This is a genomic window from Streptomyces sp. NPDC036813, from assembly GCF_055609245.1.
Genome location: NZ_JBVJPV010000019.1, coordinates 112,194 through 126,222, shown reverse-complemented (window position 1 = coordinate 126,222; position 14,029 = coordinate 112,194). Strand labels below are relative to the sequence as shown.

General features: G+C 73.0%; 14 protein-coding genes. 4 read left to right on the top strand and 10 right to left on the bottom strand.

Annotated features, from left to right (window positions below; translation table 11 throughout):
- Positions 1-124 precede the first annotated feature (124 nt).
- Positions 125-586, top strand: a complete 462-nt coding sequence (locus ACZ67Q_RS32845) for a MaoC family dehydratase (protein ID WP_361625639.1) — start codon at positions 125-127, stop codon at positions 584-586.
- 10 nt (positions 587-596) lie between these two features.
- On the opposite strand, the gene ACZ67Q_RS32840 is transcribed toward ACZ67Q_RS32845, so the two are convergent.
- From ACZ67Q_RS32840 to ACZ67Q_RS32830, 3 genes are all read right to left on the bottom strand, one after another.
- Positions 597-1,220: a TetR/AcrR family transcriptional regulator gene (locus ACZ67Q_RS32840; protein WP_471189645.1), complete on the bottom strand. Its 624-nt coding sequence runs from the start codon at positions 1,218-1,220 to the stop codon at positions 597-599.
- A gap of 91 nt (positions 1,221-1,311) precedes the next feature.
- Positions 1,312-1,599, bottom strand: a complete 288-nt coding sequence (locus ACZ67Q_RS32835; RefSeq protein ID WP_471189643.1) for a YiaA/YiaB family inner membrane protein — start codon at positions 1,597-1,599, stop codon at positions 1,312-1,314.
- A 71-nt stretch (positions 1,600-1,670) separates the two neighbouring features.
- A complete protein-coding gene (locus tag ACZ67Q_RS32830; RefSeq protein ID WP_471189743.1) occupies positions 1,671-2,822 on the bottom strand; it encodes an acyl-CoA dehydrogenase family protein in 1,152 nt (383 codons plus the stop codon).
- A 90-nt stretch (positions 2,823-2,912) separates the two neighbouring features.
- On the opposite strand from ACZ67Q_RS32830, the gene ACZ67Q_RS32825 reads away from it, so the two are divergent.
- The 3 genes from ACZ67Q_RS32825 to ACZ67Q_RS32815 all read left to right on the top strand — a co-directional run bounded on the left by ACZ67Q_RS32825 (position 2,913) and on the right by ACZ67Q_RS32815 (position 5,345).
- A complete protein-coding gene (locus tag ACZ67Q_RS32825; protein WP_471189641.1) occupies positions 2,913-3,545 on the top strand; it encodes a TetR/AcrR family transcriptional regulator in 633 nt (210 codons plus the stop codon).
- Between the two features lie 65 nt (positions 3,546-3,610).
- The gene (locus ACZ67Q_RS32820) at positions 3,611-4,321 is read left to right on the top strand and encodes an ArsR/SmtB family transcription factor (RefSeq protein WP_471189639.1); all 711 of its coding nucleotides are present in this window, start codon (positions 3,611-3,613) and stop codon (positions 4,319-4,321) included.
- A gap of 79 nt (positions 4,322-4,400) precedes the next feature.
- Entirely contained in the window at positions 4,401-5,345 is a 945-nt protein-coding gene (locus ACZ67Q_RS32815; RefSeq protein WP_471189638.1) for a DMT family transporter, read from the top strand.
- Here the strand turns inward: ACZ67Q_RS32815 and ACZ67Q_RS32810 are convergent.
- The 7 genes from ACZ67Q_RS32810 to ACZ67Q_RS32780 form a co-directional block, all read right to left on the bottom strand.
- Complete coding sequence (locus ACZ67Q_RS32810) at positions 5,337-6,659, bottom strand: MFS transporter (protein ID WP_471189636.1); 1,323 nt, start codon at positions 6,657-6,659, stop codon at positions 5,337-5,339. The genes ACZ67Q_RS32815 and ACZ67Q_RS32810 overlap by 9 nt on opposite strands.
- Positions 6,660-6,851: 192 nt before the next feature.
- Positions 6,852-7,931 (bottom strand): Zn-dependent alcohol dehydrogenase, encoded by a 1,080-nt coding sequence (locus ACZ67Q_RS32805; RefSeq protein ID WP_471189634.1) that lies wholly within the window; start codon positions 7,929-7,931, stop codon positions 6,852-6,854.
- Between the two features lie 10 nt (positions 7,932-7,941).
- On the bottom strand, positions 7,942-9,330 hold the full coding sequence (locus ACZ67Q_RS32800) for an aldehyde dehydrogenase family protein (RefSeq protein WP_471189632.1): 1,389 nt from the start codon (positions 9,328-9,330) through the stop codon (positions 7,942-7,944).
- Positions 9,331-9,727: 397 nt separating this feature from the next.
- The gene (locus ACZ67Q_RS32795) at positions 9,728-11,062 is read right to left on the bottom strand and encodes an ABC transporter ATP-binding protein (protein ID WP_471189630.1); all 1,335 of its coding nucleotides are present in this window, start codon (positions 11,060-11,062) and stop codon (positions 9,728-9,730) included.
- 235 nt (positions 11,063-11,297) lie between these two features.
- On the bottom strand, positions 11,298-12,029 hold the full coding sequence (locus tag ACZ67Q_RS32790) for a class F sortase (protein ID WP_471189628.1): 732 nt from the start codon (positions 12,027-12,029) through the stop codon (positions 11,298-11,300).
- Complete coding sequence (locus tag ACZ67Q_RS32785; RefSeq protein WP_469814450.1) at positions 12,016-12,672, bottom strand: hypothetical protein; 657 nt, start codon at positions 12,670-12,672, stop codon at positions 12,016-12,018. Before ACZ67Q_RS32785 ends, ACZ67Q_RS32790 begins: the two co-directional genes overlap by 14 nt.
- Before the next feature lie 101 nt (positions 12,673-12,773).
- A complete protein-coding gene (locus ACZ67Q_RS32780; protein ID WP_471189626.1) occupies positions 12,774-14,012 on the bottom strand; it encodes an MFS transporter in 1,239 nt (412 codons plus the stop codon).
- Positions 14,013-14,029: the final 17 nt, after the last annotated feature.

Below are 14,029 nucleotides of genomic sequence, written 5' to 3'. Positions count from 1 at the left end.
AAGCCTACCGACCGCACCGGGCGGCTCGTCTGACGTTGACAGCGGCCGCCCGCGCGACCATGCTAAGCAGTTGCTTAGAGATATGGGGTCGATTCCCCGACAGGCGACGCGAGAGGCCGGGACCATGGCAGAGCCGAGGATCTTCACGTCCACCGACGAGCTGAAGGCGGCGGTGGGCGAGCAGCTGGGGTACACCGACTGGCTGGAGGTCGACCAGAAGCGGATCGACCTGTTCGCGGACGCCACCGGCGACCACCAGTGGATCCACGTCGACCCGGAGAAGGCCGCTTCCGGCCCGTTCGGGACGACCATCGCGCACGGTTACCTCACCCTGTCGCTGCTGCCGCTGTTCGGCCCCCAGCTGATCGCGGTCGAGGGCGTGAAGATGGGCGTCAACTACGGCACCAACAAGGTCCGCTTCCCCGCCCCCGTCCCGGTCGGTTCCCGGCTGCGCGCCACGGCGACGATCACGGGTGTCGAGGACGTGCCGGGCGGGGTGCAGGTGAGCGTCGCCTTCACCGTGGAGCGCGAAGGCGGCGACAAGCCGGTGTGCGTCGCGGAGTCGGTGTCCCGGTACTACGTGTAGGACGCGGGGCTCACTTCGCCCCCACCATCCGGAGCACGAGGTCGGCGTAGAGCGCGCCGACCTCTTCCGGCGTGCGGGGGCCGTCCACGTTGAACCAGCGGGCGACGTCGATGCAGAGGGAGAGCACCGCCAGGGTGGTCCCGTGCACGTCGAGGACGTCGAACTCGCCGCTCGCGACGCCCTCCTGGATGATGCCCCGGACCTCGGCGTCCACCTGACGGCGCAGCGCGAGGATCTCGGCGCGGGCCTCGGGGCCGAGCGCGTCCAGTTCGTACTGCACGACCCGCGCGGTGGTGCGCCGGCCCGCGTGCCAGCGGACGAAGGAGCTGACGCCCTCGGCAAGCCGCTCGGTGGCGGTGCCCTCACCGCGGGCCGCCGTGCGCAGGATGCTCAGCGCGCGGTCGTGGCCGATACGGCTGATGCGGTGGAGGAGCTCCTCCTTGGTCTTGTAGTGGATGTAGAGCGCGGCCGGGCTCATCCCGGCGCGGCCCGCGATGTCGCGGGTGGTCGTCGCGTGGTAGCCCCGCTCGGCGAAGGCCTCCACGGCGGCGACCAGCAATCGCCGGGCCGCCTCAGGGGTGACCTCGTCCCACGGCTCGTTCTCGCCGCCGGCCGTCTCCTCCGCCGTACTCATCTGCTGTTCGCCCCTTCCGGTGACAGGGACACCACCATACCGCCGAAGCTGAGCGGCCGCTTAGAGCAGGCGGTCGCGCGGCGCCGCGAGGTCAGAGCTTTTCGAACGGGTCGTGTTCGGCGAGCAGCTTCTCCAGCCGGGCCTGGTCGACCCGGCTGTGGATCTGCCCTGCCTCCTGCCGGTCGCGGATCACCTTGGCGAGGGTGAAGGCGGAGGTGACGAGGTAAAGGACGGCGATGGCGAGGAAGCCGCGCACCCAGGCGTCGGCGTTCAGCCGGAAGATGCCGACGGCGGTGGCCGCCATGGCCACGGCGAAGGAGGCCACGGCCTGGCCGTAGAAGGCGGCCGTGCTCTGCTGCTTGACCGGTGTGTCACTCATGGGGACAAGCCTCGGCGGACGTGGCGCCCGCCACATCCGCCGGGATACTCAGGACGTACTCAAAAAGCGCGTCAGAACGCCGACACTCCGGTCAGCGCCCGCCCGATGACCAGCTTCTGGATCTGGCTGGTGCCCTCGTAGAGGGTCATCACGCGGGCGTCGCGCAGCAGCTTGCCCGCCGGGTACTCGTCGATGTAGCCGTAGCCGCCGAAGACCTGCAGGGCGTTGTTGGCGGCGCGCACGGCGGCCTCGGAGGCGAACAGCTTGGCCTTGGAGGACTCGACGGCGAACGGCTGCCCGCGGTCGATGAGGTCGGCGACGCGCCAGGTCAGCAGCCGGGCCGCGTCGACGTCGACGGCGATGTCGCTGATCAGCTCCTGCACCAGCTGGTGGTGGGCGATGCTCTTGCCGAACTGCTCGCGCTCACCGGCGTGGCGCACGGCGACGTCCAGCGCGGCCTGGGCGATGCCGACGCAGCCTGCCGCCACCGACATCCGCCCCTTGGCCAGTGCGGACATCGCGACCTTGAAGCCCTGCCCCTCCTCTCCGAGCATGGCCGAGGCGGGCACGCGCACGCCTTCCAGGACCAGCTCGGCCGTGGCCTGGCCGCGCAGGCCGAGCTTGCCGTGGATGGTGCGGCGGGTCAGGCCGGGCGTGTCGGTGGGGACGAGGAAGGCGGTCACCCCCTTGTGGCCGGGGGCGTCGGTGGACCGGGCGAAGAGCAGCACGACGTCGGCCCAGGTGCCGTTGGTGATGAACATCTTGGTGCCGTCGAGGACGTAGTCGTCGCCGTCGCGCACCGCGCGGGTCGCGAGGTTGCCCGCGTCGGAGCCGGTGCCGGGCTCGGTGAGGCCGAAGCAGCCGACCAGCTCGCCGGCGGTCAGCCCGGGCAGCCACCGCCGCTTGTGCTCCTCGCTCCCCCAGGCCGCGATCGTCTTGGCGACCAGTCCGAGGGAGACGGAGACGATGCCGCGCACGGAGGAGTCGCCGCGCCCCAGCTCCTCGGTGACCAGGCAGTACGCGAGGTGGTCGCCGCCGGAGCCGCCGTACTCCTCGTCGATCGTCAGGCCCAGGAAGCCGACCTCGCCCAGCTTCTTCACGATCGCCCGGTCGACTTCCTCGGCGCGGTCCCAGACGACGACGTTGGGGGCGATCTCCCGCTCCACGAAGTCCCGCGCGAGCCGGCGGACGGCCACCTGCTCCTCGCTCAGCTCCAGGTTCACCACGCGACCACCCCACAGACTAAGGACCTTGAAAGCTGCACATTTAAATTAGCACTGCTAGTTTCAATGCGCAGCCCTACTATGTGCGCCATGGCCCGACCGCGCAAGCCCCTGCTGAGCACCGACCGCATCGTGGAGACGGCGCGGGAACTCGTCGACACCGAGGGCCTCGCGGCCGTCTCCACCCGGCGCCTGGCGGCCGAACTGGGCGTGAGCGGACCGTCGCTGTACAACCACTTCCGCACCAAGGACGAGATCCTCGAGGCGGTCGCGGACTCGGTGAGCGCCCAGGTCGACCTGTCGATGTTCGAGGACGGCCGGGACTGGCGGACCGCGCTGCACGACTGGGCCGTCTCCTACCGGGCCGCACTGCGGGACCACCCCAACATCGTCCCGGTCCTGGCCCGCGGCCCCGGCCGCCGCCCGGCGGGCCTGCGACTGGCCGACGCGGTGTACGGCGCGATGGTGGACGCGGGCTGGCCGCCGGCGCAGGCGACCAGCATCGGCGCGTTGATGCGGTACTTCATCATGGGCTCCGCGCTCGGCTCGTTCGCCGCGGGCTTCGTCGAGGACCCGAGCGCCTACGACCCGGCCGACTACCCCCACCTGGGCCAGGCCCATCTGCTCGCCGAGCAGCAGGAGAAGATCGACCAGCGGGCCTTCGAGACCGGTCTGACGGCCCTGCTGGACGGGCTGGCCCAGCAGTACGCACTGCTGCCCTAGGCGGTGTCTCGCCGGTCACGACACTTCGGCGGGTGCCGAAGCGTCGGTGCCGCATGCTGGAAGGCATGACCACCAGGGACCCTCAGGCCCCGGGCCTTGCCCGGCTGGCCGCGCTGATCGCCGACGAGACCCGGGCCGCCTGTCTGCTCGCCCTGCTCGACGGACGGGCGTGGACCGCGGGCGAGCTGGCCCGGCACGCCGGTGTCGCCGCGTCCACGCTCAGCGAGCACCTCGGCAAACTCGTCACGGGCGGCCTGCTCACCGAGGAACGCCAGGGCCGCCACCGCTACGTACGGCTCGCCGACGCCCGGGTCGCACAGCTCGTGGAGGACCTGGCGGCACAGGTCGCGCAGGACGCCGTCGTACGGCCGCGGTCGCTGCGCGCGGCGAGCGCCGGGTCGGCCATGGCCCGCGGGCGCACCTGCTACGACCATCTCGCCGGCCGGCTCGGCATCGCGGTCACGGACGCGCTCACCGCGCGCGGACTGCTGCGCCAGGACACCGGATTCGCGCTCACGGACGCGGGGGTCACCTGGTTCGGACGCGTCGGCATCGGTCTGCGGCGCTCGGCCCGCCGCCCGCTCGCCCGGGCCTGCCTGGACTGGACCGAACGCCGGCCGCACCTGGCCGGGGTCGCGGGCGCCGCGCTGTGCCGGCACGCCCTGGACTCCGGCTGGTGTGTGCGGATCGGCTCCGAGCGGGCGGTGAAGGTGACGGCGAGCGGCGAACGCGCGCTGTCGGAACTGCTGGGCATCGAGCCCGCCGAGCTGCACTGACCGTCCCTCGGTACGCCACGCCGCCGTCAGGTCCGAAAAGCGCGAGACTCCTGACTCTCCGTCCCCTAGCCTCGGGAGCATGATGACCACCACGCCGTCCCGCCGCCCCGAACTGCTCGCCGCGGCCGCGGCCACGGTGAGCGTGGTGCTGTGGGCCTCCGCCTTCGTCTCCATCCGCAGTGCGGGCACCGCGTACTCCCCCGGAGCGCTGGCGCTCGGGCGTCTGCTGTCGGGAGCGCTGACGCTCGGCCTGATCTGCCTGATACGGCGGGAGGGGTGGCCGCCGCGGGCCGCCTGGCGCGGCATCGCGATCTCCGGGGTGCTGTGGTTCGGCTTCTACATGGTCGTCCTGAACTGGGGCGAACAGCAGGTGGACGCCGGAACGGCCGCCCTGGTGGTCAACATCGGGCCGATCCTGATGGCGCTGCTCGGCTCCCGGCTGCTCGGCGATCCGATGCCGCCGCGGCTGCTGGCGGGGATGGCGGTGTCGTTCGCGGGCGCGGTGACCGTGGGTCTGTCGATGTCCGGCGAGGGCGGCGCCTCGGCCCTCGGAGTGGTGTTGTGCCTGCTGGCCGCGATCGCCTACGCGGGCGGTGTCGTCTCGCAGAAGCCTGCGCTGGGGACGGCGACCCCGCTGCAGGCGACCACGTTCGGCTGTCTGATCGGTGCGGTGGTGTGCCTGCCGTTCGCCGGACAGCTGGTGCACGAGGCGGCCGGCGCCCCGGTGTCGGCCACGCTCAACATGGTCTACCTGGGTGTCTTCCCGACCGCGCTGGCCTTCACGACGTGGGCGTACGCGCTGGCCCGGACGACGGCGAGCCGGATGGGCGCGACGACGTACGCGGTGCCCGCGCTGGTGGTGGGGATGTCGTGGCTGGCGCTGGGCGAGGTACCGGGACTGCTGACGCTGGCGGGCGGTGTGCTGTGCCTTGCGGGCGTTGCGGTGTCCCGCTCCCGGTCGCGGGCCGCCCGGGTCGTGGCGGCGGGGTCGTCACGACCCGAGAAGGCCCGCGAGTCAGCGTGAACGCGCGCGGGAGGCGAGCACCTTGATGGACAGCAGGGCGATGACCGACAGGCCGATGATGTAGCCGGCGACGGACATCGAGGTGCCGGTCGCATCCAGCAGCAGCACCATCACGAAGGGCGCCAGACCGCCGCCGGCCACCGCGGCGATCTGGTAGCCGAGGGAGGCGCCGGTGTAGCGCATCTCCGGCGTGAACAGCTCGGCGAAGAGGGCGGCCTGCGGGCCGTACATGATGCTGAGGAAGCAGCTGGCGACGAAGCTGCCGACGGCGAGCCACAGCAGCGAGCCGGTGTCGATGAGCAGGAACAGCGGGACCGCCCACAGGGCGATGCCGGCCGCGCCGAGGGCGTAGATCCGGATGCGGCCGACCCGGTCGGACAGCGCGGCGGAGGCGGGGATCAGCGCCAGCTGGGTGAGGCTGACGCACAGGGAGACGGTGAGCACGGCGCCGCGGTTCATGTGCAGTTCGCGGGTCGTGTAGTCGAGGACGCCGGTGATGAGGATGTAGAACGTCGCGGTGTTCACGGCGAAGGAGCCGCCGGCCAGCAGGACCGTGCCGAGGTGGTGGCGCAGGATCGTGCGCAGCGGCGAGGGGGCCTTGGTCTTCTCCCGCTCCGCGAGCGCCTGTTCGGCCTGCCGGAACTCCGGGGTCTCCTCGACGCGGGTGTGGATGTACCAGGCGAGGACCAGCACGAGCAGGCCGGCCAGGAACGGGACGCGCCAGGCCCAGGACGCGAAGGCCGCGTCGGAGGTGAAGGCGCCGGCCAGCAGGAAGACCGTGTTGGCGGTCACCACGCCGATCGGGACGCCGAGTTGGACGACGCTGCCGTAGATCCCCCGCTTGCCCTCGGGAGCGTACTCGGTGGCCAGCAGCATGGCGCCGCCCCACTGCGCGCCGACGGCGACGCCCTGCACGACGCGCAGGACGACCAGCAGGATCGGGGCGGCGACGCCGATGGTGTCGTACGTCGGGAGCAGGCCGATGCCGGTCGTGGCCAGGCCCATCAGGGTGAGCGCGAGGACCAGCATGGGCTTGCGGCCCCGCTTGTCGCCCAGGTGCCCGGCGACGATGCCGCCGAGGGGGCGGGCGAGAAAGCCGACGGCGAAGGTGGCGAAGGAGGCGAGGACCCCGGCGGAGGAGCTGCCGGCGGGGAAGTAGAGGTCGCCGAGCACGAGGGCCGCGGCGATGCCGAAGACGAAGTAGTCGTACCACTCGACCGCCGAGGCGAGGGCCGCGGCGGTGGCGACGCGCCGGCGGTTGCCGGCGGGCGGTGCGGTGGTGGTGAGCGGCTGAGCGGAAGGTGCCGTGTCCATGCGTGCACACTCCGGTGGGTGCGGGGGACGGAACGGGGGGCGGCTCGAGTTCCCGGGACCGTACTGACCGGACGGTATGGCCGTCAACGGGTCGCGCACCCCGACTTTTACCTGTACGTGGCACTCGTTTCGGCAGCGGGCATGCCGACGTCCCCGGCCGCCGCTCACGGCCGGGGACGGGGTACGCGCGGGTCAGAACACGACCAGGGCGCGGCCGCCCTTGCCCGCGAGCATGTTCTCGAAGGCCGCCGGGATGCCGTCCAGCGCGATGCGTTCCGTCACCAGCGCGGACAGGTCCAGGCGGCCGGCCCGCACGTGCTCGGCCAGCACCGGCAGGTCGGCCGCCGGGTCGCAGTTGCCGTACACGCAGCCGGACAGGGTGCGGCCCCAGTGGAAGATCTCCAGGGCGTTGAAAGTGACCTGCTGGTCCTTGCCGCCGATACCGACGACCGTGGTACGGCCGCCGCGCCGGGTGGAGTCCCAGGCCGCCCGGATCGACACCGCGCGCCCCACGCACTCCACGGCCACGTCGACACCCTGCTTGCCGGTGAGGGCGCGGATCTCGCGGCTGGTGTCCTCGGAAGCGACGACGTAGTGCGTGGCGCCCGCCGCGCGGGCCAGCTTCTCCTTCTCGGGCGAGACGTCGACCGCGACGATCGTCGACGCCCCGGCGATCCGGGCGGACTGGAGGGTGGCCAGGCCCACTCCCCCGACGCCGAACACGGCGACGCTCTCGCCCTGCCGCACCCGCGCGGAGTGGTGGACGGCGCCGTAGCCGGTGAGGACCGCGCAGCCCAGCAGGGCCGCGTCGGCGAGCGGGACACCGGCCGGCAGCGGCAGCACGCAGGAGGCGGCGACGACGGTCTCCTCGGCGAAGGCGGCGACGTTGAGGCCGGGGTGCAGCTCGGTGCCGTCGGCCGTGCGGGCGTGGACGTCCGCGGCGCCGTTGAGGGCGTTGGCGCACAGCCACACCTCCCCGCGTGCGCACGCGGGGCAGTTTCCGCAGGCCGGGGCCCAGTTGAGGACGACTCCGTCGCCGGGCGCCACATGCGTGACGCCCTCGCCGACGGCGACGACCGTGCCGGCGCCCTCGTGGCCGAGCACGGCGGGCACCGGGACACGCATGGTGCCGTTGGACAGCGACAGGTCGGAGTGGCAGACACCGGCGGCGGCGAGGCGGACCCGGACCTGGCCGGGGCCGGGATCGGGCAGCTGGATGTCCGTGATTTCCAGCGGGGCGCCCACGGCGGGCAGGACGGCAGCGCGAACCACGTGAACTCTCCTAGAGCTGCAGGGACTTGGTCTGGAGGTACTCGGTGAGGCCGTGGGCGCCCAGCTCGCGGCCGACGCCGGACTGCTTGTAGCCGCCGAAGGGGGCGAGCGGGTTGAAGCGGCCGCCGTTGATGTCGACCTGGCCGGTGTCCATGCGGCGCGCGAAGGCCACCGCCTCCGCCTCGTCGCCCGCCCACACCGCGCCGGCCAGGCCGTACACCGTGCCGTTCGCGATGCGCAGGGCGTCGTCCTCGTCGTCGTAGCGCAGGATCGACAGGACCGGGCCGAAGATCTCCTCCTGCGCGATCGTCATGTCGGGGGTGACGTCGGCGAAGACCGTCGGGCTGACGAACCAGCCGCGCTCGCGGGGGGCTTCGGGGCCGCCGGCGACGAGCCGGGCGCCTTCGGCGACGCCCTTCTCGATGTAGCCGAGCACGCGCTCCTGCTGCTTCGCGTTGACGACCGGGCCGATGCGGTCGCCGTACTTGGCGGCGGCGGCCGCGGCGAGGGCGACGGCCTCGTCGTACTGGTCGCGGTGGACCAGCATGCGTGTCCAGGCGCTGCACGTCTGCCCGGAGTTGGACATCACGTTGGCCACGCCCACGTTGACCGCCTTGGCGAGGTCGGCGGAAGGAAGGATCACGTTGGCGGACTTGCCGCCCAGCTCCAGGGCGACCTTCTTGATCGCGGCACCGGCCAGCGCGCCGATACGGCGGCCGACGGCGGTGGAGCCGGTGAAGGAGACCATGTCGACGCCGGGGTGCTCGGCGAGGGCCTGGCCGGCGACCGGGCCGAGGCCGGTGACCAGGTTGAACACACCGGCCGGGACGCCCGCCTCGTGCACCGCCTCGGCGAACAGCTGGGCGGTCAGCGGGGTGTCCTCGGCGGGCTTGAGGACGACCGTGCAGCCGGCTGCGAGGGCCGGGGCGGCCTTGGCGACGATCTGGTGCAGCGGGTAGTTCCACGGCGTGATCGCGCCGACGACGCCGATCGGCTCGTGGTACACGGTGGAGTTGCCGGCCCTCTCCTCGAAGGGGTACGTCGCGGCCAGCTCGGCGTAGGAGCCGGCGACGGCGATCGGCACGGCCGCGTGCACGTTCTGCGAGAACGGCAGCGGGGAGCCGAGTTCGGCGGTGACCGTCTCGGCGATCTCGTCCTTGCGCGCGGCGAGCGCGTCCCGCAGGGCGGCCAGGCGTGCGGCGCGCTCGGCGGGCGGGGTGGCGGCCCAGGCCGGCAGGGCGGCGCGGGCCGCTCGTACGGCGTTGTCCACGTCCGCGGCGTCGCCGGCCGGGACCTGTGCGATGACCTGCTCGTCGGCCGGGTTCACCACCTCGATCACGCCCTCGCCCGTGGCGGGGCGCCAGGCTCCATCGAGGTACATGCCGTCGTGTGCCTTCATCGTGCTCCTCCGGGCGGGGCGGCTTGTCTTCCGACACAAACTAGCGGCGATAGTTTTCGGGCGCCAGACGCCGCTTTATGACATCACGTCGTGGGGGTGGGGGGAGTCGTGGGGTGGGGGGAGGTGCGGGTGCCTGCGGGTGCCTGCGGGTGCCTGCGGCGCCGGGTGCATTGTCGTCTGCGGGGTGCGTTGTGGCTGGTCGCCATTGCCTGCGGCGCCGGGTCGTCTTTCGGCTGCGGGTGCGTTGTGGCTGGTCGCGCCGTTCCCCGCGCCCCTTTTTTGCCTGCGGCGGCCCGTTGCGGTGCGTGGTCGGTTGCGGTCGCGCCTGCGGTGCGTTGTGGGGCGGGGCCGCGGGCGACTGCGGGCTGCCACGGGGGCGGCTCCGGCCTTCCCGTTCCTATTCGTCCAGGTCCGGGAGGTGGGAGGGGGACGGGCAGATGCGTTCGCCGTGTTGGTCGAAGACGAAGAGGTGGGCCAGGTCGACCAGGAGCGGGACCTGCATGCCGTGGCGCAGCCGCAGGTCGGGGGTGGTGCGTACGACCAGGTCGCCGGGGACGCGGGCGGTCGGCGCAGGGTCGGTCTCGGGCTCGGCGGGGTGGTCCAGAACCACGACGGGGCCGGCCCGCAGCGCCCCCGCCCGCTCGCGCAGCCGCTCCAGGACGGACCCCTCACGCCGGCGCCGGCGCACCGGGCGCGTCGCCGGGCGCGGGGCCTCGAGTTCCGGTACGACGGCGGGCCGGGACCCTGTGTTGAAGTGGACCAGGCTCTCGTGGCCCTGGAACTCGACGTGCTCGACGAGCCCGGTGAGCGCCACCTCGCCGGGGCGGGCCGCGCTGTGCTTGGCGATACGGACGGCTTCCGAGCGCAGGCCCACGATGACCTCGCGGCCTTGCTGGACGCGGAGCAACTGGTGGTCCAGGGAGAGCGGTTCGGGCAGGCGCAGGAACTGTTTGCCCAGGCTGATCGTCATCGCGCCGTCGAGCGGGGCGCGCACCAGACCGCGCAGCAGGTTGATGCGCGGGGTGCCGATGAACGCGGCGACGAAGATGTTGCGCGGCAGGGCGTAGACCTCGCGCGGTGTGCCGACCTGCTGGAGCACGCCGCCGCGCAGGACGGCGACCCGGTCGCCGAGGGACATCGCCTCGCCCTGGTCGTGGGTGACGTACACCGTGGTGACGCCCAGTTCGCGGGTGAGGGTGGAGATCTCGGCGCGCAGGTGGTTGCGGAGCTTGGCGTCGAGGTTGGACAGCGGTTCGTCCATCAGGAACGCCGACGGGTGCCGGGCTATGGCCCGGCCCATCGCGACGCGCTGCCGTTCACCGCCGGAGAGCTGGGCGGGGAAGCGGTCGAGGAGTTCCTCGATGCCGAGCATCCGGGCGGTGGCGTCCACCCGTGGTCCCGGGTCGGCGCCCGGGGACTCGATGCGCAGCGGGAAGCCGATGTTGTCGCGGCTGGTCATGCTCGGGTACAGGGCGAAGTTCTGGAACACCATCGCGATGTCCCGGGCGGAGGGCGGCAGGTCGTTGGCCCACTCGCCGTCGAGCAGCAGCGTGCCCTCGGTGACCTCCTCCAGGCCGGCGATCATGCGCAGAACGGTCGACTTGCCGCATCCGGAGGGGCCGAGCAGGACGAGGAACTCGCCGGGCGCGATGTCCAGCGTGAGCCGGTCCACCACGCGGGCGCCTTTGGCGTAGACCTTGCTGATGTCGTGCAGGGAGATGGCGCGTGTCATGAGTGTCGTCCCTGTGGCCTGACGGGGGCGCTGGAGCTCCGCGGTCGGACGCCCCGTCCGGGATGCACGGGGCCTGTGAGTCACGGAAGTTAACGGAACGCACTCGGCCGAGGGAAGACACCGGGCGGCATCATGCGCTCCCGTCCAGCAGATGAGAAAGCGGACGGGAGCATTCAGGTCCCCGGGGGCCGGCGTCGGCCGACCCGCGGGGCGGCGGGAGCGCCGCCACCGCAGGTCACTTGACGCCGGTCAGATGGGCGAAGACGACCACGTTGCTGGTGTATCCGGTGCGCCGGCTGAACAGGCCCCCGCATGTGATCACGCGCAGCTCCGGGCGCCGGGACGGGCCGTACACCTCCTTGTCCGGGAAGCCGGACTTGTCGAACACCCGCACCCGGTCCACGGTGTAGACCGTGGTGCGGCCGTCCGCGCGCCGCACCTCGATGGTCTTGCCGGGCTTGACCAGGGCGAGCCCGGCGAAGACGGCGGGGCCCTTGGTGGTGTCGCGGTGCCCGACGGCGATCGCGGTGCCCGGCTCACCGGGCGTGGGTCCGCCCTGGTACCAGCCGACGAGCTTGGGCCGGTCGACCGGGGGCGTCTCCAACTCCCGGTCGCCGTTCAGCCGCAGGCCGGTGACCGGCGCGTCGATCCCGAGCGACGGGACGCGGAACGTGGTGGGCCGGGACCTGGGCAGCGGGCCGGTCGGGGGCGTGGGGCGGGCCCGGACACGGGCCACCTTGGGGCTGGGCCGGGGGCGGACCGCCGGAGGAGAGCTGCGGGGCGGGGCCGTGCCGGCGCCCTCCCGGCCCGCGCCCGGTGCGCCCGCCTGCGCCGGGGCGGCCGGGTGGTCGTGTCCCGAGCACCGGACCCCCACCGTCACCAGGACGACCGTCAGCACGGCCGTCCTGGTGAGGCGGTAGGCACGGGTCCGGTACCAGGGCCTGCGTCTGCGCCTAGGCGGCACCATGGTTGCGCCGGCGCATCATCCGGAAGTACACGGCGGCGCCGATGGCGACCACACCGACGCCCGCCGCCGCGGTCACCGGCGTGTAGGCGGCCGCGGTGTCGACGAGGCCGCCGCCGCCCGCATGCACGCCGCCGCGCGGCCCGTTCTGGTCGTGGCCGCCCCAGGCCGCGTCACCGCGCTGCTCGTGGTCCTCGATCTGGCCGGGGCCGTGTGCCCGGTTGTCCTTCTCGGGGCACTTGACGCGGAAGATCTTCTCCTTGGGCGTCCCGGCGATGATCCAGGTGAGCTTGTACTGGCCGTCGGCCAGGCCGAGCACGTCGGTGTGCCCGGCGCCCCCGGCGAGCGGGATGGTGCCGGTGGTGGTGGCGGCCGTGGGCAGCGGGGGCTGCGCCTCGATGGTGTAGGCGACGGTCGGCAGCCGGTCGAAGTTCACCGCGTCCAGGTAGAACTTGCACACCACGGAGTCTTCCTTGGAGACGCCGTAGGGCACGTGCTCGTTGTGGATCCGGATGTCGCCGTTCTCGCCCTGAGCCACCGCGGCCGGCGCAACGACCCATGACGCACCGGACGCCGCGAGGGCGGTGAGGACGACGGCGGCGCCGGCACGGGAGCCGAAGGGACGTGGAAGTGTCAGGGTGGGCATACGGTTCCTCCGAGTCAGGACGATTTTCATACAAATCGCTCTTTCGCCCTGGACTCTGCGACACGCGCCCTACGGGGCACGGCAACGCGCCCGGCGCGTCGTCAGATATCGCTCGTGCGGCGCAGCCCCGGCCGCCTGCGCACCCTCCCCGCCGTCGCCCGGCCCCCGGCCCCGCCGGACGGCGCCCGCAGCGCGATGCCGGACGACAGCAGCAGCAAGGCCCCGAGCATCACGAACGGCGCCGCCACCCCGGCGACCCCGGCGACCAGGCCCGCCGCCGCGGGTGCGGCCACCTGGCCCAGCCGGTTGCCCGTCAGCCGCAGGGCGAGCGCGGTGGAGCGCGCCTCGTCGGGCGCCGCCTGCACGACGGTCGTCATGGACAGCGGCTGCCCCACGCCGAGGCAGAACCCGAGGACGACGAGCATCACGCCGAGCGCCCAGACGGGCAGCGGCAGCGCGATCCCGGCGCACAGCGCACCCGCCAGCAGACAGGTCAGCGTCAGCAGCAGCGTGCGGCCGAGCAGCCGCAGCAGCGGCGTGAGCACCAGCCGGCAGGCGATGGTGGCCGCTGCGCGCAGGGAGAGCAGGACGCCGACGACGCTCGGCGCGATGCCGCGGTGCTCGCCGACCACCGGGAGGTAGGCGGTGAGGACGTCGGTCGCGGACAGCACCGCGAGGCTGACGAGGATGCCCGCCGGAACGCCCCGCGTGCGCAGGATGCGCCGCACCGTCACGGGCTCCCCCCGCTCGGTACGGGACGCGGAGGCCGTACGCCGGTGCTCGATGTGCCACAACGACGTGAACGCGGCCGCCGCGCCCGCGCCCGCGACGAGCAGCGCCAGTGCGCTGCTGCCGGCCCGGTCCGCTCCGCCGATCAGGGCGCCGGCGGCGATCGGGCCGACGAGCTGGCCGAGGGAGGCCCCGATGGTGAAGTGGCCGAAGTTGCGGTCCTGTTCGTGCGGGGCCGACTGGCGGGCGACGAGCGACTGGGCGCCGATCACGAAGCACAGGTGGCCGAGGCCCATCACCCCGCTCCACACCGCCATCGTCCACAGCGACCCGGCGAGGCCGCTGAGCGCGCAGCCGCCGGCGATCAGGACGACGCCGACCGGCAGCAGCGGCGCGCACCGGCCGTGGTCGGTGCGCCGGCCGAGCGGTACGGCGGCGAAGAGCGGCAGCAGCGCGTACACACCGGCGATGACGCCGACCGCCCGCTCGTCGGCGCCCAGCGCGAGGGCCCGGTAGGAGACGGCGGGCCGGGCCATCGACACCGCCCCCTGCGCGAAGCCGAAGGCGATGACGAGGCGGAGCAGCCAGCCGCGGTTCCCACCGGACGCCATGGGGTCTTACCTCCAGG

Coding starts and splice junctions, on each gene's coding strand:
- ACZ67Q_RS32780 (WP_471189626.1), bottom strand. CDS start 14,012: ATGGCGTCCGGTGGGAACCGCGGCTGGCTGCTCCGCCTCGTCATCGCC.
- ACZ67Q_RS32795 (WP_471189630.1), bottom strand. CDS start 11,062: ATGACACGCGCCATCTCCCTGCACGACATCAGCAAGGTCTACGCCAAA.
- ACZ67Q_RS32845 (WP_361625639.1), top strand. CDS start 125: ATGGCAGAGCCGAGGATCTTCACGTCCACCGACGAGCTGAAGGCGGCG.
- ACZ67Q_RS32835 (WP_471189643.1), bottom strand. CDS start 1,599: ATGAGTGACACACCGGTCAAGCAGCAGAGCACGGCCGCCTTCTACGGC.
- ACZ67Q_RS32820 (WP_471189639.1), top strand. CDS start 3,611: ATGACCACCAGGGACCCTCAGGCCCCGGGCCTTGCCCGGCTGGCCGCG.
- ACZ67Q_RS32840 (WP_471189645.1), bottom strand. CDS start 1,220: ATGAGTACGGCGGAGGAGACGGCCGGCGGCGAGAACGAGCCGTGGGAC.
- ACZ67Q_RS32790 (WP_471189628.1), bottom strand. CDS start 12,029: ATGGTGCCGCCTAGGCGCAGACGCAGGCCCTGGTACCGGACCCGTGCC.
- ACZ67Q_RS32800 (WP_471189632.1), bottom strand. CDS start 9,330: ATGAAGGCACACGACGGCATGTACCTCGATGGAGCCTGGCGCCCCGCC.
- ACZ67Q_RS32825 (WP_471189641.1), top strand. CDS start 2,913: ATGGCCCGACCGCGCAAGCCCCTGCTGAGCACCGACCGCATCGTGGAG.
- ACZ67Q_RS32815 (WP_471189638.1), top strand. CDS start 4,401: ATGATGACCACCACGCCGTCCCGCCGCCCCGAACTGCTCGCCGCGGCC.
- ACZ67Q_RS32810 (WP_471189636.1), bottom strand. CDS start 6,659: ATGGACACGGCACCTTCCGCTCAGCCGCTCACCACCACCGCACCGCCC.
- ACZ67Q_RS32785 (WP_469814450.1), bottom strand. CDS start 12,672: ATGCCCACCCTGACACTTCCACGTCCCTTCGGCTCCCGTGCCGGCGCC.